Origin of the sequence: Microbacterium oxydans (assembly GCF_000956525.1) — a bacterium.
Taxonomy (GTDB): Bacteria; Actinomycetota; Actinomycetes; order Actinomycetales; family Microbacteriaceae; genus Microbacterium; species Microbacterium oxydans_A.
The window spans coordinates 136,976-155,753 of record NZ_JYIW01000024.1; the positions used below are offsets into that span (position 1 = coordinate 136,976).

The window sequence follows — 18,778 nt, forward strand, 5'->3', positions numbered from 1 at the left end:
ACCGCTCGACGGCTCGGGATACATCCGCAGGCGGACGACGTGCTCCCGCTGCTCGCGTAGCGTGAAGGGGTGATCCGCCCCGTCTCCCGTGCCTGGCTCGTCGTCGACATCATCGGCGCCGTGGTCGGGTTCGCCATCACCGCTCCGTTGACGTTCGTCATGGGCTCGTCGAGCCTGAGCGCGTGGATCACCGACCAGGGCGCCGTCTTCGTCGCCTACGCCGCCGTCGGTGTGATCCTGTGGGGTGCGGCTGCGATCGCACGACTCTCGCCGCCGCTCGCGCTCGGCGTCGCCTGGTTCGGTGCCGTGCTGCAGATGTCGTTGGGGCTCCCGCCGGCCGCCTTCGACCTCGGCATCCTCGTGGTGCTGTTCGCGACCGCCGCCTGGGGCACGCGCCGTCTGCTCTGGATCGGCGGAGTCTCCGCCCTCGTCGGCGGCCTGATCGGCGGCGGCTACTTCGGTATCGTCTGGTCGGGTGAGCTGCTGACGGACGCTGCGAGCGCCATGCGCGCCGCCGCGATCGCCGCGCTGCTGGCATCCGTCTTCGTGCTCACGATGGTGATGTCGTGGGGCGCCGGTTTCCTGTGGCGCGTGATCATCAGCGGCAGGGCGACGCAGGCCGCCCGGATGCAGGCGGAGCTGCGCGCCGCCGAGGAACAGGAGCGCGTGCGGATCGCACGCGACATGCACGACATCGTGGCGCATTCGCTCGCCGTGGTGATCGCCCAGGCCGATGGTGCGCGCTACGCCGCCGCGGCTGAGCCTGCGCTCGCCGCCGAGGCGCTCGGCACGATCTCGCAGACGGCGCGCGGCGCCCTCTCCGATGTGCGGATGCTGCTCACCCAGCTGCGCCACCGGCAGGGTGACGGCCCGCAGCCGACGCTCGCCGACCTCGAGACGCTGTTCGCGCAGGTGCGTCATGCGGGCATCGAACCTCGCATCACGGTCGACCCGATGCCGCCGGGGGAGCCACCGGGAGCGATCCAGCTCGCTGTGTACCGCATCCTGCAGGAGGCGCTCACGAATGCGATCAGACACGGAGACGGCGCCGTCGACGTGCACCTGGCGTGGCTGCCCGACCGCGTCGAGGTCCGGGTGAGCAACACAGTCGCGGCAGACAGCAGGCCCGGCCAGGGCGGACACGGGCTGATCGGTATGCGCGAGCGGGCGCAGTTGGTCGGCGGTACTCTGCAGACGGAGCGCCGCGGGGCGCAGTTCCTCGTCGAGGCGTCGCTTCCGATCGGGGCGAGCTCGGTGGCCGCACGATGACCGTTTCACCAGCAGGAGGTTCCAGCGCATGATCAGAGTCGTCCTCGTCGACGATCAGGCGCTGTTCCGCGCCGGCATCCGGATGCTCGTCGCATCGCAACCCGACCTCGAGGTCGTCGGGGAGGCCGGCGACGGTCGCGAGGCGCTGGAGGTCGTGCGCACGACGCGGCCGGACGTCGTGATGATGGACATCCGGATGCCGGTGATGGACGGCATCACGGCGACCGCCGAGATCCTGGCGCAGCCGGATCCGCCGCGCATCGTGATGCTGACGACGTTCGACCTCGATGAGGCCGCTGCGCGCGCGATCCGGCAGGGGGCGAGCGGTTTCCTGCTGAAGGATGCCGACCCTGAGTTCCTGCTCGCCGCGATCCGCACGGTGCACGCCGGGTCGAGCGTGATCGCGGCATCCGCCACACGTGAGCTCTTCGCGCAGTTCACGGATGCTCCGAAGCCGGCGCCGGCCGCCTACGGATCGCTGACCGACCGCGAGCGCGAGATCTTCGCGCTCGCCGCCCGCGGGCTGTCGAACGCCGAGATCGCCGGGCGCGAGTACCTCAGCGAGGCGACGGTGAAGACGCACATCAGTCGTATCCTCGCGAAGCTGTCGCTGCGCGACCGGGTGCAGCTCGTGGTCTTCGCCTTCGAGCACGGCCTCACCTGACCCCCCTCGCACTTTCTCCTCCCTCCCCTCCCCGCCTCGTCTGCCGACCATGCCCTTTTTGTGCGACCCGGCCCCTTTACCGACGCGCACAACGGGCCGGTTCGGCGGAAAAGGGCATGGTCGGCACAGGGGCATGGTCGGCGAAGGGGCGGGGCGAACGGTGGCGCGGGGGGAACGCTGGAGATCATCCCTGCGATGTATCGGGATGCTCCGGTCGGGCGACGCGCGCAGGATCGGCGCTCCGTAGCGTCGATGACATGGAGATCACGACCACCGACCTGGGGCTCGCCGCCCGCGTCCAGCACCTGAAGAAGACCTACGGCACGGGCGAGGGGACCGTGCACGCGCTCGACGACGTCAGCGTCGGCATCCGCCGCGGACAGTTCACCGCGATCATGGGGCCGTCCGGCTCCGGCAAGTCCACCCTCATGCACATCATGGCCGGTCTCGACAGCCCGACGGAGGGGCGTGCCTGGATCGGCGACACCGAGATCACCGGGCTCGGCGACCTCGACCTCACGCTGCTGCGCCGGCGTCGCGTGGGGTTCGTGTTCCAGTCGTTCAACCTGGTGCCGACGCTCGATGCGCTCGGCAACATCCTGCTGCCGTTCGAGCTCGACGGTCGACGTCCGAGTGCGATCGAACGCGCGAGGATCGATGGCCTGGTCGAGACGCTCGGTCTGGCCGGCAGGCTGCACCACCGTCCGCACGAACTGTCCGGCGGGCAGCAGCAGCGTGTCGCGATCGCCCGGGCACTGGCGACCGGTCCGGACCTCGTCTTCGCAGACGAGCCGACCGGCAACCTCGACTCGAAGACCGGGCGCGAGGTGCTGCGTCTGCTGGCGACCGCGAGCCGCGAGCACGGCCAGTCGATCGCGATGGTCACGCACGACGCGATCGCCGCCAGCCACGCAGACCGTGTGCTGTACCTCGGCGACGGTCGCATCGTCGCTGACCACCCTCGCCAGACCGCCGAGCAGATCTCGGCCTACATGCTCGCAGCCGAGGTGGCGGCATGACCGCGGTCGCGACGGTCGTCCAGCAGACCGCGGCGACCGGGCCCCGCTGGCGGTGGCTCCGCGACCGCGGCATGGGTGCCAGCATCCTGGTCGCTGCACTGTCGGCCGCGTTCGGCGTCTTCCTGGTCGAGATCACCGCCTACATCGGCGTCGTGCTGCAGGCCGACCCGTTCATCGGCGACAGCGAGACCCTCGCGATCGTCGTCGGCATGCTGTCGGTGCTGCTGACGGCCGTCGCGATGTACGTCGCGGCGATCGTCACCGCGAACACCTTCTCGACGATCATCGCCGGCCGCACACGTCAGATCGCACTGCTCCGGCTGATCGGAGCGACCGCGCGCTCGCAGCGGGCGGAAGTCGGCAGGCAGGGACTCGTCGTCGGCGTGATCGGAGCGGTGCTCGGGCTGCTCGCCGGACTCCTGCTCTCGGCAGCGGGGGTGCAGCTCGGCACGCAGGTGCTCGGGAACGATGCCGCCGACTTCACGCTGGCCCAGCCGGCCCTCGCCCTCCCGGCATTCGGCGTCGCACTGACCACCTGGGCTGCGGCCTGGATCGGATCCCGCCGTGTGCTCTCGGTCACGCCGCTGCAGGCGATCGGCGGCGCGGTCGAGCGGACGCACGATGATCTGTCCGGTCGCCCCGGCCGCCACGTGGGCACCTGGGTGCTGCTGGTCACGGGCGCCGCGTTGCTCGTCGGGGGTGTGCTCGTCGGTTTGATCACCCCGCTCGGCGTGGTCGTCGCCTTCCTCGGCGGCGTGCTCTCGTTCACGGGCCTCGCCCTCGGATCGGTGCTGTTCATGCCGCCCATCCTGCGTCTGGTCGGCCGCCTGTTCGGGTCGAGCGCCACAGCGCGCCTCGCCGCCGAGAACGCGCTGCGGTACCCGGAGCGCTCCTCGCGGATGGCGATCGGCGTGGTCATGGGCGTCACCCTGGTCACGATGTTCGCGGTCGCCCTCGAATCGGCCAAGCGGCTGATGATGAACCAGCAGGGCGACGTGCCCGACGAATTCTTCGCGCCGTTCGACGCCTTCGCCTCGATCATGATGGTGCTCGTCGCGGTATCGGCGGTGATCGCGGCGGTCGGGCTCGTGAACCTGCTGACGATCGGCGTCGTGCAGCGCCGCCGCGAACTCGGACTGCTGCGCTCGATCGGACTGTCGAACCGGCAGGTGCGTCGAATGGTGCTGCTCGAGGCCACGCACATCACGGTCGCCGCGACCCTGACCGGACTCGTGCTCGGCGTCGTCTACGGGTGGATCGCCGCGCAGTCGGTGCTCGGCTCGGTGCCGACGCTTCCCGACTTCACGCCGGCCGGACTCGTCGCCCCGCAGATCCCGTGGATCCCGGTCGCGATCATCGTCGTCGCCACCGCGGTGCTCACGCTCGTCGCAGCCGCGACCCCGGTTCGCCTCGCAACGCGGGTCGCCCCGGTCGAGGCACTGGCGGCCGACTGACACTCGCTGAGGGGTCGACACGCGCCGCGCGCGCGTGGCTGCGGCGGGCGTGTCTTGACCCCTCAGGTGCGCGCCTAGGCTGGATGGATGCCGTCGCCCTTCGATCAGTCCACGTACCAGGTCCGCCTCGACTGGGGCCTCGCCGGCCTCGAGCGGCTCGCTGATTCGGATGTCGTCGTGATCGTCGACGTGCTGCACTTCTCGTCGCGTGTCGCGGATGCCGTCGCCGAGGGTACAGCTGTCGACCTCGCCGAAGCCGGAGCCTGGTCAGCTGACTCCGTGGCCCCCGCGATCGCCGTCACGGCATCCGCCGGCGGCGCGACGGTGCTCGTCGGCGGCATCCGTAACGCGAGCGCGGTCGCTCGTGCGATCCAGGCCATCCAGGAGCAGCGGCAGGCGCGCACCTCGGTCGCGCTGATCGCCACGGGCGAGCGCGACGCCTCGAACGACGTGCGCTTCGCGGTCGAGGATCAGCTCGGTGCCGGTGCGATCATCGCAGCACTGACCGACCTCGGCATCGATCACACCGCACCGGACGCGGCGGTCGCGGCCGAGGGGTTCCGGGCCCTGCGCCGGGCGCTGGGGCACCTGCTCTCCGCGAGCGGTTCCGGTCAGGAAGCGACGGATGCCGATGCTGTCGCCGCAGCCGCGAGGCTCGACGCGATCACGGCCGTGCCGGTCTTCCGCGAGCGCGGGTTCACCGCCTTCGTCTGATCCACGCACGACCCACCGTTCTGGCCTCGGAGTTCTGCCGGATCTCGGAGCCGCGCGGCCGATCTCATCCGAGCTGCTGCAGATCTCCGAGATGCGGTTGCTCCGGCGGCACGCGCGCCGGCATCCTCATCTGCGTGGGATCCGCGCGTAGGGTCGTGGCATGAGGTACCTCCCCGCAGTGATCGTCGATGTCGTGCTGGTGCTCGTGTTCTCGGTGATCGGTCGGGCGTCGCATGATGAGAATCCGGCCGGGTTCCTGCTCACCGCGTGGCCGTTCCTGGTCGCGCTGCTGATCGGTCACGCGATCGCTGCGCTGCTGCCTGGGCGGCCGCGCCGCCCCTGGTCGGTGCTCTGGGGTGTCGTGGTGTGGGTCTTCACGGTGATCGGCGGGATGCTGCTGCGCATCGCGAGCGGCGATACCGCCCAGGTCGCGTTCATCATCGTCGCGACGCTGACTCTCGGTGTGTTCCTCGTCGGTTGGCGCTCGGCCACGGCGTTGCTGCGACGGCGACGCGCGGGTGCGGTCGCGCACGAGCAGGAGTACGAGCACGAAGGCCGGCGGGATCACCCGGAGTCAGCGCAGTCCACGGATGCCGAAACGCCTGCCATGCCGATGCCGGATGCCGCTGCCGACGAGCAGCCATCGGGCCCCGACCGCCCGGCATCCTGATCCCGACGCACTGTCGGAACCGCAGTCGCGTTCAGCGGGGCATCTGCGCCGCGAGCCTCGTATCGGTCGTGATCTCGCGTCGCGTCCAGTCGAACAGATACCTGGCGTCGTACGATCGCGAGCAGCGCGCGCATGATGTCGGCCGTGTGGGCCGCCGATGCCGGTACGTCAGGTGCCCGGCCGGGCATCGGCCGACCCATGGCGCCAGTTCGACCGCCGTCTCGCCGTGATGCGTCGTGCCGCCGACGTAGCCGAGCTCGCGGGCCGTGCGCTTCCATGCCGCGCCGTGCGCCGCGGCATGCCCGGCGAGCGCATGAGCGACCTCGTGCAGGAGCACCTGATGGATCTCGTCGTCGTCGAAGCGTGCTGCCAGGTACTTCGACACCGTGATGCGCTTCTTGGAGTAGTCGCACTGCCCTGCGCGACGTTTCGCGTGGTCGAAGCCGAAGCTCCAGGACGCATCGAGGTGCATCGTGATCAGTGCCTCGCCCCAGATGCGAACACGGTCAAGTTCGGCCATGCGATCAGGCTAAGCCATGCCACCGACACCGGCACTCTCGACGCAGCCGAGTGGGGTCAGCCCGCGATCAGCTGCCCGCTCCTGCGGCGCTCCGCCGCTTCGATCGCCAGCAGCACGACCTCGAGGTCACGGTCGGCCGCGCCGGCTTCCCTGCGCAGGAACAGTGAGCGCTTGAAGCTCTCGCGCGCCACGTCGTAGTCGCCGGCGTCGTAGGCGTTCTTGCCGTGGTGGTGATGCGCGAACGCGGCGATGGAGATCCACCGCTGTCCTTCGGCCTCGTCCGCGCACGTGGCGAGCTCCTGCTCGGCGGCAGCGTGTGCGCCGCGGTACTGCAGGATCGTCGCGTGCAGCACGCGGGCGCGCAGCACGTCCTTGCGGGTGCCGGCCATGCGTGCCTGCCGCACGGCTTCGTCGGCGAGCGTGAGTGCCTCGTCGAGGCGTCCGAGCACCTTCAGCAGCCACACGCGCTCCAGCAGAGCCGGCAGGCTGCGCTGGTTCTCGATCTCCTCGAGTCGTGCCGCACACTCAGTGACATCGACCAGTTCGCGGAGGTCCTCCTGGTCGTATCCCCGGATGAAACTCATTGCTCTCCTTCCGCAGCGCCCTCGTCCAGTCTGCCTGGCACTCGCGCACTCGCGCAGACGGCGCGCCCGTCAGCGCAGGAACAGCGACGCGTCGGGTCGCGGGGAGGCGACGGCATCCGCATCCGTCACGATCCTGGCCCCCTGCGTGAAGGCCTGCACCTCTGCCCCCTGGGCGATCTTCGCCGGGTGCGGACCCGCTGCGAGCATGCGCGGCAGCCACTCGGTCGGCAGCGGAGCGGCCGAGGCGGCGATCACGAGGTTGCCGAACCTTCGACCCTTGAGCACCTGCGTGTCGGCGAGGATGCCGACTTCTGGCAGCACCTCGGCGATCGTCGCGACCTGCCGTCTGGCGAAGGCGAGCCCAGGGCCGTCGGCGACGTTGACGAGCAGGACGCCGCCGGGAGCGAGGAGCGCCGAGAGCTCGCGGTAGAACTCGATGCTGGTCAGGTGCGCGGGTGTCTGCGCACCGGAGTAGACGTCAGACACCACGAGGTCGCAGCTCTGGGTGAGTGCTCCTGGCAGGCGACGGACGCCTTCGCGCGCGTCACCGATGCGGATGCGGATCGACGCGCCCTGGGGGAGTGGGAGGGTGTCGCGGACGAGCTGCACCAGCGGCGCCTCGAGTTCGATCACCTGCTGCCGGGATCCGGGTCGTGTGGCGTCGATGTAGCGGGGGATGGTCAGCGCTCCGGCGCCGAGGTGCACAGCGGTGAGGGGACCCGGCGTGAGCTGGTCGATGACCGCGCCCATCCGCACGATGTACTCGAAGTGCAGGTGCGTCGGGTCGTCGAGGTCGACGTGCGACTGCGGGGTGTCGTCGACGATCAGCTCGAACCCGCTCGTGAACTCGGAGGGGATGACGCGTGCGATGCCGCCGTGGTCCAATCGGGCCTGCGGATGCTCGGTGTCTCGTGTTCGCGTCCGGCCCATGGCTCGAGCCTACGGCGTCGGGCGGGCGAGGATCAGTCCTGCTTGCCGTTGGCGCAGGTCTCCTGGTCGGCCGTCTGTCCGGAGATGTTGGGGGAGAGCGTGGCGCGGACATCCGGGGCCTCGGTCGCCGGGGCCTCGGTCGTGGGGGCCTCGGTCGTCGGCGGCACGGCCGTGTCCGGTGCAGGTTCGACCAGTTCCACTCCGCCGTTGTTCGTGACATCGCCGGTGAGCTGCAGGGACTGCCCCGCTCGCAGCGCATCCCAGATGGTGGCCGCCGCATCCCAATCCGGCACCCGCCGGTTGCTGTCGTCGGGATCCTCGAACACGGGGTACTGCAGGAACGCGAACTCGGAGAACGGGACGTTCTTGATCGAGAGCGCCAGCTGCGCGAGGCGGATCGGGTTGCCCAGCTCATCGCTCGGCTCGATGTTGTCGGCGATCGTGTTCGCGAGGCCGATCACCTTGCCTGGATCGGTGAGCACCTCATCGCTCATGATCTTCCTGACGAGGCGCGACATGTACTGCTGCTGGTTCGAGATGCGAGCGAGGTCGCTGCCGTCGCCCACGCCGTGTCGGGTTCGGATGAACTGGAGCGCTTCGACTCCGGACACGGTGCGCATGCCGGCCGGCCAGTCGATGCCGGTCTGAGCGTCACGGATGCCGTCGCCGCCGATGCAGACGTCGACGCCGCCGATCGCGTCGGTGACCTCCATCACCCCGTCGAAGCCGATCTTCGCGGCGAACGGGATCGGGATGTCCGTGAGATCGGTGATCGTCTTGGCGACACAGGAGAGTCCGGCCCGCTGGTAGATCGCGTTGATCTGCGTCTTGCGGGTCGCCGACACGACGGAGCCGTCCGGTCGCGTGCATTCGGGGGTCTCGAGCATCAGGTCGCGGGGGAACGAGACGACGGTCACGTTCCGCGGCTCCGCCGAGACGTGCACCAGCAGGTTCACGTCGTTGAGCACCGAACCGTCGGCCTCTGAGCACCGCTTGCCCAGCAGGCTCGTCGAGACCTCACCGCATTCGTCGGTCCCGAGGATCAGCATGCTGAACTCGCCGGGGTAGGCATCGATCGTGGGCGGCTCGACCTCCGGCGCATCCTCGAGCGTGACGGCACCATCGTTCACACGGTTGAAGAGGTCGACCACGACGAACGCACCGACCGCGATGGCAGAGACCACCACGACTGCCAGGCCGATGCCCAGGAAGCGGAGGAACGAGGAGAGGGCGCTTCTGGTCGGGAGCGGTGCGTGTCGCGCGACGGTCTCCCGCTGATGTCTGCGGACCATGCCCGCGAGCCTACCGTTGGAAACTGTTGTCACGACCGGGTGACGATTCTGAGAAGAACTTGCAGATAATTAGTTAGTCGTAAATACTTTTCCTACTGGCGAGCATCCGATGCCCGCAAAGTCATTTCAAAGAGGAGATCTTCCCGATGCACAAGCGCATTCTTCCGGCCCTGGCGCTCGGCGCCGTGGCCACGCTCGGTCTGGCCGCCTGCGCGGGTGGCGGCAGCGACGCCGGCAGCACTGACGGAAAGGGCGAGGAGCTCACCGTCTGGATCATGAAGGGCACCAACCCCGACGCATCCGCCTTCTACGACGAGGTCTCCACGGCCTTCGAGAAGGAGACCGGCGCCACGGTCAAGATCGAGGAGATCCAGTGGGCGGACGCTCACGATCGTTTCGTGACCTCGATCGCCGGCGGCACCACCCCCGACATCGCCGAGACCGGCACCACCTGGACCGCTGAGTTCGCCGACGCCGGCGCACTCGAGCCGCTCGACTCCTACGTCGACGCCGAGAAGGGCCTGCGCGACGACCTCGTCGAGGGTCTCGCCGTCGCCGGCACCTACGACGACGAGCTCTACGGCATGCCGTGGTACGCCGGAGTCCGTTCGATCGTCTACCGCGCCGACGTGTTCGAGGAGCTCGGACTCGAGGCTCCGAAGACGTGGGACGACATCGTCACCGCCGGCGAGGCCATCAAGGCCGCCCACCCCGAGATGATGCCGTTCCCGGTCGCCGGCGACGCCGAGTTCCAGGTCTACCCCTGGGTCTGGGGCGCCGGCGGAGAGATCGCCACGCAGGACGGCAAGACCTGGACCAGCGAGCTCGACAGCAAGGAGTCGCAGGCCGGCATCGAGTTCTACACCGGACTCGCGACCGAGCACGGCTTCTCCTCCGCAGGTGCGACCACCTGGAAGGAGACCGACCTCCGTGACGCGTTCACGCAGGGCAACGTCGGCATGATGCTCTCCGGCTCCTGGACCCCGAAGACGCTCATCGAGGCCAACCCCGACCTCGAGGGCAAGATCGGCGCTGCGGTCATCCCCGGCGAAGACGGCGGCATCGCTCCGTCCGTGCTCGGCGGATCGCACCTCTCGGTCTTCAACACGACGAAGAACGCCGACCTCGCGTGGAAGTTCGTCAAGCTCATGACCACCGGCAAGTTCGCCGAGCAGTGGTCTGACGAGACCGGCTACTTCCCGGGCGTCCAGTCCGCGATGGAAGAGGCCCTGGCCTCGACCGACCCGCTCGTCGCACCGTTCGCCGAGCAGATGGTCGACGGCGGAGCATCCGTCCCGGTCACCCCGAACTTCGGAGCCGTCCAGGCGAAGAAGACGACCAACTCCATGATGCAGGCCATCCTCAGCGGGCAGAAGGACGTCGCCACCGCGACGAAGGACGCCGCCGCCGAGATGACCGAACTGCTCAACCAGAAGTAAGGAAGCCTTCCTTCCATGTCGATGGTGCAAGCGCCTCTGCCGGCCACGAAGACGGAGTCCACCTCCGCCTCCGTGGCCGGCGGCCGGCCGCGCAAGCGAGGACTCTCGCTCGTCACGGCTCGCCCCTGGCTCCTCCTCGCCCCCGGGCTGATCATCCTCGCGGTGCTCATGCTCTGGCCGCTCGTGCAGGTCTTCATCTATTCGCTGCAGGACTACGGTCTGCGCGAGATCAACACGGGTGAGAGCAACTGGATCGGGTTCCAGAACTACATCGAGGCGCTCACCAATCCGACGCTCTGGACGGTGGTGCTCCCGAACACCGTCGGGTTCGCCGTGGTCGCCGTGTTCGTCACGGTCGCCGTCGGCACGCTGGTGGCGCTGCTGCTGGCTCGACTCGGCACGGTCTGGCGCACCATCGTCTCCAGCTGCATCATGGTCGCGTGGGCCATGCCCGCCGTGACCGGCACGTATGTCTGGACCTTCATCTTCGATGCCGACCGAGGCATCTTCAACTCCGTGCTGCAGGATCTCGGCCTCATGGACGGCTCGGTCAACTGGTTCACGAACCAGTGGTCGTTCTACGCGATCGTGCTGCTGAACGTCGTCCACCACGGCTTCCCGTTCGTGGCGATCACCGTGCTCGCCGGCCTCCTCGGCGTCTCCAAGGAGATGCTCGAAGCTGCGGCCCTCGACGGCGCAGGCGCCTGGCGTCGCTTCTGGAAGATCATCTTCCCGACGCTCAAGCCGGTGTTCTCGGTCGTGATCATCCTTTCGACGATCTGGGACTTCAAGGTCTTCGCGCAGGTGTACCTGATGCCAGGCGGCGGCGGTGGAAACCGCTCGGTGCTGAACCTCGGCGTGTGGTCATACGTCGAGTCGTTCGGCCAGAACCGCTACGGCTTCGGCGCCGCGCTCGCGGTGCTGCTCACACTCGTGCTGATCGGCATCACCATCGTGTACATCCGATCCCTCATGAAGGAGGACGAGCTGTGAACCCCCGCGCATCGCTCCGCTCCCGCATCGGCATCGGGATCGCGGTCGCAGCCGTCCTGATCTTCACGCTGTTCCCCGTCTACTGGATGGTCTCCAGCGCCTTCGACAAGAAGGCCTCCAGCGGTGGGCAGTCTCTGCTTCCGCAGGAGTTCACGTTCGACAACTTCGCCTTCGTGCTCACGGAGGGCGGCTTCGGCACCTTCCTGCGAAACTCGGCGATCGTGGCCATCGTCACGGTGCTCGTGAGCGCCCTGGTCTGCCTGCTCGCCGCGGTCGCCGTCGCGAGGTTCCGCTTCAAGTTCCGCACCACCGTGCTCATGATGATCCTCGTGGTGCAGATGGTGCCGCTCGAGGCGCTCGTCATCCCTCTGTTCCTCCAGGTCAAGAGCCTCGGCCTGCTGAACAGCATCCTCGGTCTGATGGTGGTCTACATCGCGCTGTCGCTCGCCTTCGGCATCTGGATGCTGCGCGGCTTCGTCGCCGCCGTCCCGGTCGAGCTCGAGGAGGCCGCGTACATCGACGGTGCCAGCTGGTGGCGGATGTTCCGCTCGATCCTGCTGCCGCTGGTGATGCCAGGACTCGTCGCGACGAGCATCTTCAGCTTCATCACGGCGTGGAACGAGTTCATCTTCGCCATGACGATCCTCGGTGCGGAGACCGACCAGTACACGGTCTCGATCGGGCTCAAGTCGTTCTTCGGCCTGTTCGCGAACGACTGGGGCAGCATCATGGCCGCGTCGACGATCATCACCCTGCCGGTCATGGTGTTCTTCATCATCGTCCAGCGCCGCCTCTCGGCAGGCATGGTCGCGGGTGCGGTGAAGGGATGATCGACGATCTCGCCCGTCTCGCGAACGGTGTGCTCTGGCCCGGATTCTTCGGGACGGAGGCCCCGGCCTGGCTGCTCGACGAACTGCACGACGGCCTCGCCGGCGTCGTCTACTTCGCTCAGAACATCGGCGACGGTCTGCCCGCGCTGAGCGCGTCGATCCTGGCCGCCAATCCTGATGCCCTGATCGGCGTCGACGAAGAGGGCGGCAGCGTCACCCGGCTCGAGTCGGCCGAAGGGTCGACGATCCCCGGTGCGGCGCAGCTCGGACTCCTCGACGACCTGATCGCGACCGAGCGCACCGGTGCGGAGCTCGCCCGCCGGGTCGCTGCGGTCGGCGCCAACGTCGTGCTCGGACCGGTGGCCGACGTCAACACCGATCCTCGCAACCCGGTGATCGGCGTCCGCGCCTTCGGCGACGACACCGACCTGGTCACCCGTCACGCCATCGCGGCGATCGACGGCATCCAGGACGGCGGGGTCGCGGCGTGCGTCAAGCACTTCCCCGGCCACGGCGACACCCACATGGATTCGCACCATTCGCTGCCCGAGATCTCCCTCGACATCGAGGAGTACGAGCGAGTGCACCTCGAGCCGTTCCGCGCCGCGATCGAGGCGGGCGTCGACTCCGTCATGACCGCGCACATCGTCGTCCCCGCGTGGGGCGAAGCGCCGGCGACGTTGAACCCCCGAGTGCTCGGCATGCTGCGCGACTGGGGCTTCGAGGGCGTCATCATCACGGATGCGCTCGACATGGCCGCGATCCGTGAGACGGTCGGCATCGGCGGGGGAGCAGCACTCGCCCTCGCCGCCGGAGCCGATCTGCTCTGCATCGGCAACCCCACGAACCCGGGAGACGCCGCCCTGCCCGATCAGGACCGGCGGGACTTCCTCGCAGCGCGTGACGGCATCGTCGAGGCGCTGCGTGACGGCTCGCTCGAGCGGGAACGCGTCGAGCAGGCAGCCGCCAGGGTGACAGCGCTCGCCGTGAAGCTGCGTGCCGCGGCCTCGGATGACGCCCAGCCCGCCGACGAGTTCGACGCGGCGTCGATCGTCCGACGCATGATCTCGGTGACCGGCGACGAGCCGGACGCCGCATCCTCGCTCACCGTGGTCGACGCCCGCCGCCGCTCGACCCTCGCCGTCGACAGTGCGGCGTCGTACGTCGCAGGCTCCCTCGCCGGCGACGATCGGCGCGTGCGACTCGATGTCGCGAGCACGGAGGTCGCCGAGCAGGACCGCGTCCTCGACGAGATGACCGCCACCGCTGGGACCACGGTGATCCTGATCGATCGTCCGGACACCGACGCCGCGCAACGCGCACTGGTCGAACGGGCAGCAGTGCGCGACCCTCATGCCGTCGTCGTGAACGTCGGACTGCCGACCAGGATGCCGCTTCCGCTGCCGACTGTCGAGGTCGCTGCGGCGAGCCGCGTCGGCGCGCAGGTCGCGCGCGAGAGACTGCTCGGCAGGACAGGCTGAACGGATCTTCGGTGGACGCAGACGTACTCGCGCTGGTGCGACGCTCGGTCTCTCGACTGAGCGCCGCAGAGGCGCGCGTTGCGGAGACGATCCTCGCTGACCCCACCCTCGTGATCGACCTGGCGATCAATGATCTGGCGAAGCTCTGCCGGACCTCGCTGTCGACGGTCGCGCGCTTCGCCCAGTCGCTCGGCTTCAGCGGCTACCGCGAGCTGCGCGTGGCAGTCGCCCGCACCATCACGCTGGAGCAGGCGCAGCAGGCGAGGTTCAGTCTCGACACCACCGCGATCGACCCGGACGACGAGCCGATGGCGATCGCCGCGAAGCTCGCGGCCCAGGAGATCGACGCGATCGAGCGGACGGCCCTCGGGCTCGACGCGGCCGCGCTCGATCGGGTCGCCAGGGCCGTCGTCGCCGCACGCCACATCGATCTCTTCGGGCAGGCCGCCTCGTCGCTGACCGCGCAGGACCTGCTGCTGAAGCTCTCGCGCATCGGCTGCTCGGTGACGCACTCGGCTGACCCGCATCTCGCGGTGACCACTGCCGCCTTGCGCGGTGGCGACGATGTCGCGATCGCGTTCTCGCACAGCGGCGAGACCGTCGAGACGCTGCGGGCGCTCGAGGTCGCACGTGATGCCGGTGCGCTCGCGGTCGCCGTCACGAGTGTCGGGGAGTCATCGCTCGCGCTGGCTGCCGATGTCGTGCTGCTCACGCATGCGCACGAGTCGCCCTTCCGGATGGCCGCGATGTCGAGCCGGATCGCCCAGCTCGCTCTGGTCGACGTGCTGTTCGTCCGTGTCGTGCAGCACCGCGGTGAGCCCGTGGTGATCTCGCTGCAGCGGACGCATGATGCTGCGGTGCCCCGTCAGCGCGCGCAGCCCAGCGTCGAGGGCTGAGTCCGCGCCGTCGGCGAGCTCAGCCGATGTGATCCCTGGTGCTCGCGAGCGCTCGCGCCGCGATGCGATGCGCGCGGGCCAGGCTGCCGGTGAGCGAGAGCCCGGTCAGGATGCCGGCGAGGAACCCGGCGGCGAACGCGTCGCCGGCCCCGACGGTCTCGACCACCGCGGTGTCGACGGCGTCGCTGTCTGCTCGCTCTGTCCCGTCGAAGGCCACGGCTCCGCCCGGATCGGTGAGCACCAGATACCGCGGCTCGGCGAGCAGCTCGCGGAGCTCCTGCGGGTCGGCGGTGCCGAACACGGCCGCGGCATCCGACCCGGTGCAGAACACGATGTCGGCGCGATGTGCGAAGTCGGTGAGCAGCGCTCGGCCCTCGGTCTCACGGCCGCGCCACAGCGCCGGTCGCCAGTTGAGGTCGAAGCTCAGCACCTGCTGCGTCCGACGTTCGGCGAACAGCATCTCCTGCGCAGCCAGGGCTGAGTCGGACAGGGCCGGAGTGATCCCGGAGAGGTGCACGAGTGCGGCGCGGTCGAGGACAGCGGATGCCGCCGGCGACGCGAGTGTGTCCGGCGACATCGCCGAGGCGGCCGAGGCGGTGCGGTAGTAGTGCATGGCGCCGTCAACCGCACCGTCCGGCCGTGGCACGAGTTCCTTCACGTACAGCCCGGTCGGAGCATCCGGATCGACCTCGACCGCGGTGTCGTCGACCCCGTGCCGACGCAGCTCATCGGTGAGAAAACGACCGAAGCCGTCATCGCCGACGCGGGACACGACAGCGGTGCGGATGCCGGCCGATGCCAGTGCGATCGCGGCGTTCCATTCGGCTCCGGCGAGGGACCGGTGGAAGGTGCGGCAATCCTCCAGGGGCCCTGCGGTCGCGGCCACCAGGGAGATGAGGCCCTCGCCGATGCAGACGGCGATCGGGGCGGAGTCCGGCACGTTCTGGACACTACCGGATCACGATCAGCCGATTCACGTCGATACCGGATCGAGATATGCAGGTGGTTGGTATCTGTGGATCTGCTGGGTAGCGTCGAGGCATCACCGTGACCCGAGGCGAAACGGCTTCGGGCACGCGCAACGAAGCGCCCGACAGGGAAGGTCACACAATGCACCAATCAGTCACGCGTCGGCGAGGTCTCATCGCCGTCACCGGAGCGACACTCGCCGCTCTCGTCCTGGCAGGATGTGTCGCCAGCGAACGGAACGACGATGCAGGAGAAGGGTCTGGTGATGTCGACGGCACGTTCGTCTTCGCAGCGTCATCTGATCCCGCAAGCCTCGACCCCGCATTCGCGCAGGACGGCGAGACGTTCCGCGTCTCCCGCCAGATCTTCGAAGGTCTGGTCGGCACCAAGCCGGGCACCGCTGACCCCGCACCTCTCCTCGCGGAGAGCTGGGAGTCGTCGGAGGACGGCATGTCGCACACCTTCGAGCTGAAGAAGGACGTGACCTTCCAGGACGGCACGCCGTTCAATGCCGAGGCCGTCTGCGTCAACTTCGACCGCTGGTACAACTGGACCGGTCTCGCCGCCTCCGAGGCATTCGGCTACTACTACAACAAGCTCTTCAAGGGCTACGCCTCCACCCCGCAGGACGCCGTCTACAAGTCCTGCACCCCTGATGGCGACTCCTCGGTCACGATCGAGCTGAACAAGCCCTTCGCCGGCTTCGTCGCATCGCTGTCGCTCCCGTCCTTCGCGATGCAGAGTCCATCGGCACTGCAGGAGTTCGGCGCTGATGAGGTCAGCGGCTCCGCCGAGGCCCCCGTGCTCTCCGAGTACGCCATGGGCCACCCGGTCGGCACCGGCCCGTACCAGTTCGAGGAGTGGGCTCCTGGCGAGCAGGTCACGCTGAAGTCGTACGACGGCTACTGGGGTGACAAGGGGCAGGTCTCCGAGATCATCTTCCGCACGATCGACGATCCGACCGCACGCCGCCAGGCGCTCGAGTCCGGCTCGATCGACGGGTACGACCTCGTGGGTCCCGCTGACACCAAGGCGCTCGATGACGACGGTTTCACGATGGTCTCCCGGCCGCCGTTCACGATCCTCTACCTCGCCTTCAACCAGGCGGTCCCCGAGCTGCAGGACCCGAAGGTGCGCGAGGCGCTCTCGTACGCGATCGACAAGGACGCCCTGATCACCCAGGTGCTTCCTGAGGGCACCGAGAAGGCCATCGAGTTCGTTCCGCCGGTCGTCAACGGCTACAACCCCGATGTCACGACCTACGACTTCGACCAGGACAAGGCCAAGTCGCTGCTCGCCGAGGCCGGCTACACCGAGGCGAACCCGCTGAAGCTCACCTTCAACTACCCGGTCAACGTCTCGCGTCCGTACATGCCGGACCCCGAGCAGATCTTCACGGTGCTGTCGTCGCAGCTGGCTGAGGTCGGCGTCGAGACCACCCCGGTCTCGGAGGAGTGGGTCGAGTACCTCGACCGCACCACCGGCACCTCGGATCACGGCATCCACCTGCTCGGCTGGACCGGCGACTACAACGACACCGACAACTTCGTCGGCGTCTTCTTCGGCCAGAAGAGCTCCGAGTGGGGCTTCGACAACCCGGAGCTCTTCCAGAAGCTGACGGAGGCGCGCGGCGTCTCCAACCTGGAGGAGCAGACCGCGCTCTACGAGGAGATCAACGAGGAAGTCGCGCAGTTCATCCCCGGTGTTCCGCTCGCGCACCCGGCGCCGACCCTGGCGTTCGACCCGCGCGTGAAGAGCTACCCGGCCAGCCCCGTGAACGACGAGGTCTTCACCGACATCGTCCTCACCAAGTAGGTCCGACCGACTGACCGACGTCGCGCGACTCCGAGTCCCTGCCCTTGACGGGGCTTCGACAGGCTCAGCCACCCATTGGGTGAGTCCCCGGACCCACTCGATGGGTCCCCGGACCCGCCGGATGGGTCCCCGGACCCACTCACTGGGTCCCTGAGCCTGTCGAAGGGCCCGGGGTCGCGCGGCACCTCATCATCGGAGATCTCTGTGCTGCGCACCATCAGCAGACGTCTGCTGTTCCTCATTCCCACCCTGTTCGGGCTCAGCGTCCTGCTGTTCGCCTGGGTCAGGGCCCTCCCCGGTGGACCGGCGGTGGCACTTCTCGGCGAGAAGGCGACACCGGCGGCCATCGCCAGAGTCAACGAGCTCTACGGCTTCGACCGGCCGCTGCTCGAGCAGTACTTCGTCTGGATCGGCCGGCTTCTGCAGGGCGACTTCGGCACCTCGATCCAGACGAACCGGCCCGTCGTCGACGAGTTCCTCCGTCGGTTCCCCGCAACGCTCGAGCTGAGCGTCATGGCGCTGATCTTCGCGATCGGCGTCGGCATCCCGCTCGGCTACTGGGCAGCGCGCCGACACGGCAAGTTCAGCGACCACGCGTCCGTCGTGCTGAGCCTGGTCGGCATCACCATCCCGGTGTTCTTCCTGGCCTTCATCCTGAAGTACGTCTTCGCGGTGCAGCTGGGCTGGCTGCCGTCGGACGGGAGGCAGAACCCGCGAATAGACGCCACCCATCCGACCGGGTTCTATGTGTGGGACGGCCTGATCACCGGCGAGTTCGACGCGGCCTGGGATGCGATCCTGCATCTCGTGCTGCCGGCGTTGGCGCTCGGCACGATCCCGCTCGCGATCATCGTCCGCATCACCAGGGCCAGCGTGCTCGAGGTGCAGAACGCGGACTATGTGCGGACGGGGCGCGCGAAGGGCGTCGGCTCGAGCACGTTGCGCAGTCGCTTCATCCTGCGCAACGCCATGCTGCCGGTGATCACCACGATCGGTCTGCAGACCGGACTGCTGATCTCCGGCGCGGTGCTCACCGAGACGGTGTTCGCCTTCCCCGGGATCGGATCGTTCCTCGCGAGGGCGATCTTCACACGCGACTTCCCGGTGCTGCAGGGCTTCATCATCTTCATCGCGATCGCGTACGCCCTCATCAACCTCGCGGTCGATGTGTCGTACAGCTTCATCGACCCGAGAGTGAGGGTGCAGTGATGTCCCTCATCGATGCTCGAAAGGAGGTCG

18 protein-coding genes are annotated in these 18,778 nt (G+C 68.5%); 13 read left to right on the plus strand and 5 right to left on the minus strand.

Features of this window, described 5'->3' with window-relative positions:
- Nucleotides 1-69: 69 nt before the first annotated feature.
- From RS83_RS09130 to RS83_RS09155, 6 genes are all read left to right on the plus strand, one after another.
- Nucleotides 70-1,269 carry a sensor histidine kinase gene (locus RS83_RS09130; RefSeq protein WP_045279201.1) on the plus strand — a complete coding sequence of 400 codons (1,200 nt, stop codon included), beginning with the start codon at nucleotides 70-72 and terminating at the stop codon, nucleotides 1,267-1,269.
- Between the two features lie 28 nt (nucleotides 1,270-1,297).
- Nucleotides 1,298-1,933 carry a response regulator gene (locus RS83_RS09135; RefSeq protein WP_045279202.1) on the plus strand — a complete coding sequence of 212 codons (636 nt, stop codon included), beginning with the start codon at nucleotides 1,298-1,300 and terminating at the stop codon, nucleotides 1,931-1,933.
- A gap of 257 nt (nucleotides 1,934-2,190) precedes the next feature.
- Nucleotides 2,191-2,952: an ABC transporter ATP-binding protein gene (locus tag RS83_RS09140; protein ID WP_045279203.1), complete on the plus strand. Its 762-nt coding sequence runs from the start codon at nucleotides 2,191-2,193 to the stop codon at nucleotides 2,950-2,952.
- A complete protein-coding gene (locus RS83_RS09145) occupies nucleotides 2,949-4,406 on the plus strand; it encodes an ABC transporter permease (protein ID WP_045279204.1) in 1,458 nt (485 codons plus the stop codon). The genes RS83_RS09140 and RS83_RS09145 overlap by 4 nt, the downstream gene beginning before the upstream one ends.
- Before the next feature lie 87 nt (nucleotides 4,407-4,493).
- A complete protein-coding gene (locus RS83_RS09150; protein WP_045279205.1) occupies nucleotides 4,494-5,120 on the plus strand; it encodes a 2-phosphosulfolactate phosphatase in 627 nt (208 codons plus the stop codon).
- A 160-nt stretch (nucleotides 5,121-5,280) separates the two neighbouring features.
- Entirely contained in the window at nucleotides 5,281-5,790 is a 510-nt protein-coding gene (locus RS83_RS09155; RefSeq protein ID WP_082071603.1) for a DUF3054 domain-containing protein, read from the plus strand.
- Between the two features lie 31 nt (nucleotides 5,791-5,821).
- Here RS83_RS09155 and RS83_RS09160 read toward each other — a convergent pair whose 3' ends face one another.
- From RS83_RS09160 to RS83_RS09175, 4 genes are all read right to left on the minus strand, one after another.
- Nucleotides 5,822-6,310, minus strand: a complete 489-nt coding sequence (locus RS83_RS09160; RefSeq protein ID WP_045279206.1) for a SprT-like domain-containing protein — start codon at nucleotides 6,308-6,310, stop codon at nucleotides 5,822-5,824.
- 56 nt (nucleotides 6,311-6,366) lie between these two features.
- The gene (locus RS83_RS09165) at nucleotides 6,367-6,894 is read right to left on the minus strand and encodes a hypothetical protein (protein ID WP_045279207.1); all 528 of its coding nucleotides are present in this window, start codon (nucleotides 6,892-6,894) and stop codon (nucleotides 6,367-6,369) included.
- A gap of 69 nt (nucleotides 6,895-6,963) precedes the next feature.
- On the minus strand, nucleotides 6,964-7,824 hold the full coding sequence (locus RS83_RS09170; protein ID WP_045279208.1) for a spermidine synthase: 861 nt from the start codon (nucleotides 7,822-7,824) through the stop codon (nucleotides 6,964-6,966).
- 32 nt (nucleotides 7,825-7,856) lie between these two features.
- On the minus strand, nucleotides 7,857-9,116 hold the full coding sequence (locus RS83_RS09175) for an LCP family protein (RefSeq protein ID WP_045279209.1): 1,260 nt from the start codon (nucleotides 9,114-9,116) through the stop codon (nucleotides 7,857-7,859).
- A gap of 146 nt (nucleotides 9,117-9,262) precedes the next feature.
- Between RS83_RS09175 and RS83_RS09180 the strand changes: the two genes are divergently transcribed.
- The 5 genes from RS83_RS09180 to RS83_RS09200 are packed head-to-tail and all read left to right on the plus strand — an operon-like array spanning nucleotide 9,263 to nucleotide 14,755.
- Complete coding sequence (locus RS83_RS09180; RefSeq protein WP_045279210.1) at nucleotides 9,263-10,555, plus strand: sugar ABC transporter substrate-binding protein; 1,293 nt, start codon at nucleotides 9,263-9,265, stop codon at nucleotides 10,553-10,555.
- 15 nt (nucleotides 10,556-10,570) lie between these two features.
- Nucleotides 10,571-11,548 (plus strand): carbohydrate ABC transporter permease, encoded by a 978-nt coding sequence (locus tag RS83_RS09185; RefSeq protein ID WP_045279211.1) that lies wholly within the window; start codon nucleotides 10,571-10,573, stop codon nucleotides 11,546-11,548.
- Nucleotides 11,545-12,378: a carbohydrate ABC transporter permease gene (locus tag RS83_RS09190; RefSeq protein WP_045279212.1), complete on the plus strand. Its 834-nt coding sequence runs from the start codon at nucleotides 11,545-11,547 to the stop codon at nucleotides 12,376-12,378. Before RS83_RS09185 ends, RS83_RS09190 begins: the two co-directional genes overlap by 4 nt.
- Nucleotides 12,375-13,859: a glycoside hydrolase family 3 protein gene (locus RS83_RS09195; protein ID WP_045279213.1), complete on the plus strand. Its 1,485-nt coding sequence runs from the start codon at nucleotides 12,375-12,377 to the stop codon at nucleotides 13,857-13,859. The genes RS83_RS09190 and RS83_RS09195 overlap by 4 nt, the downstream gene beginning before the upstream one ends.
- 11 nt (nucleotides 13,860-13,870) lie before the next feature.
- Complete coding sequence (locus tag RS83_RS09200) at nucleotides 13,871-14,755, plus strand: MurR/RpiR family transcriptional regulator (RefSeq protein WP_052679025.1); 885 nt, start codon at nucleotides 13,871-13,873, stop codon at nucleotides 14,753-14,755.
- Between the two features lie 19 nt (nucleotides 14,756-14,774).
- Here the strand turns inward: RS83_RS09200 and RS83_RS09205 are convergent, their stop codons facing one another.
- Nucleotides 14,775-15,695, minus strand: coding sequence for a sugar kinase (locus RS83_RS09205; protein WP_045279215.1), 921 nt, complete (start codon nucleotides 15,693-15,695; stop codon nucleotides 14,775-14,777).
- Nucleotides 15,696-15,865: 170 nt separating this feature from the next.
- Here RS83_RS09205 and RS83_RS09210 point away from each other — a divergent pair, with 170 nt between their 5' ends.
- Both RS83_RS09210 and RS83_RS09215 read left to right on the plus strand, forming a co-directional pair.
- Nucleotides 15,866-17,539 carry an ABC transporter substrate-binding protein gene (locus RS83_RS09210; protein WP_045279216.1) on the plus strand — a complete coding sequence of 558 codons (1,674 nt, stop codon included), beginning with the start codon at nucleotides 15,866-15,868 and terminating at the stop codon, nucleotides 17,537-17,539.
- 204 nt (nucleotides 17,540-17,743) lie between these two features.
- Nucleotides 17,744-18,748, plus strand: coding sequence for an ABC transporter permease (locus tag RS83_RS09215; protein WP_045279217.1), 1,005 nt, complete (start codon nucleotides 17,744-17,746; stop codon nucleotides 18,746-18,748).
- The last annotated feature ends 30 nt before the right edge of the window (nucleotides 18,749-18,778 follow it).

Excerpts from the sequence above, each read along its gene's own strand:
- RS83_RS09135 (WP_045279202.1), top strand. The coding sequence starts at position 1,298 with ATGATCAGAGTCGTCCTCGTCGACGATCAGGCGCTGTTCCGCGCCGGC.
- RS83_RS09140 (WP_045279203.1), top strand. The coding sequence starts at position 2,191 with ATGGAGATCACGACCACCGACCTGGGGCTCGCCGCCCGCGTCCAGCAC.
- RS83_RS09145 (WP_045279204.1), top strand. The coding sequence starts at position 2,949 with ATGACCGCGGTCGCGACGGTCGTCCAGCAGACCGCGGCGACCGGGCCC.
- RS83_RS09150 (WP_045279205.1), top strand. The coding sequence starts at position 4,494 with ATGCCGTCGCCCTTCGATCAGTCCACGTACCAGGTCCGCCTCGACTGG.
- RS83_RS09155 (WP_082071603.1), top strand. The coding sequence starts at position 5,281 with ATGAGGTACCTCCCCGCAGTGATCGTCGATGTCGTGCTGGTGCTCGTG.
- RS83_RS09160 (WP_045279206.1), bottom strand. The coding sequence starts at position 6,310 with ATGGCCGAACTTGACCGTGTTCGCATCTGGGGCGAGGCACTGATCACG.
- RS83_RS09165 (WP_045279207.1), bottom strand. The coding sequence starts at position 6,894 with ATGAGTTTCATCCGGGGATACGACCAGGAGGACCTCCGCGAACTGGTC.
- RS83_RS09170 (WP_045279208.1), bottom strand. The coding sequence starts at position 7,824 with ATGGGCCGGACGCGAACACGAGACACCGAGCATCCGCAGGCCCGATTG.
- RS83_RS09175 (WP_045279209.1), bottom strand. The coding sequence starts at position 9,116 with ATGGTCCGCAGACATCAGCGGGAGACCGTCGCGCGACACGCACCGCTC.
- RS83_RS09180 (WP_045279210.1), top strand. The coding sequence starts at position 9,263 with ATGCACAAGCGCATTCTTCCGGCCCTGGCGCTCGGCGCCGTGGCCACG.
- RS83_RS09185 (WP_045279211.1), top strand. The coding sequence starts at position 10,571 with ATGTCGATGGTGCAAGCGCCTCTGCCGGCCACGAAGACGGAGTCCACC.
- RS83_RS09195 (WP_045279213.1), top strand. The coding sequence starts at position 12,375 with ATGATCGACGATCTCGCCCGTCTCGCGAACGGTGTGCTCTGGCCCGGA.
- RS83_RS09210 (WP_045279216.1), top strand. The coding sequence starts at position 15,866 with ATGCACCAATCAGTCACGCGTCGGCGAGGTCTCATCGCCGTCACCGGA.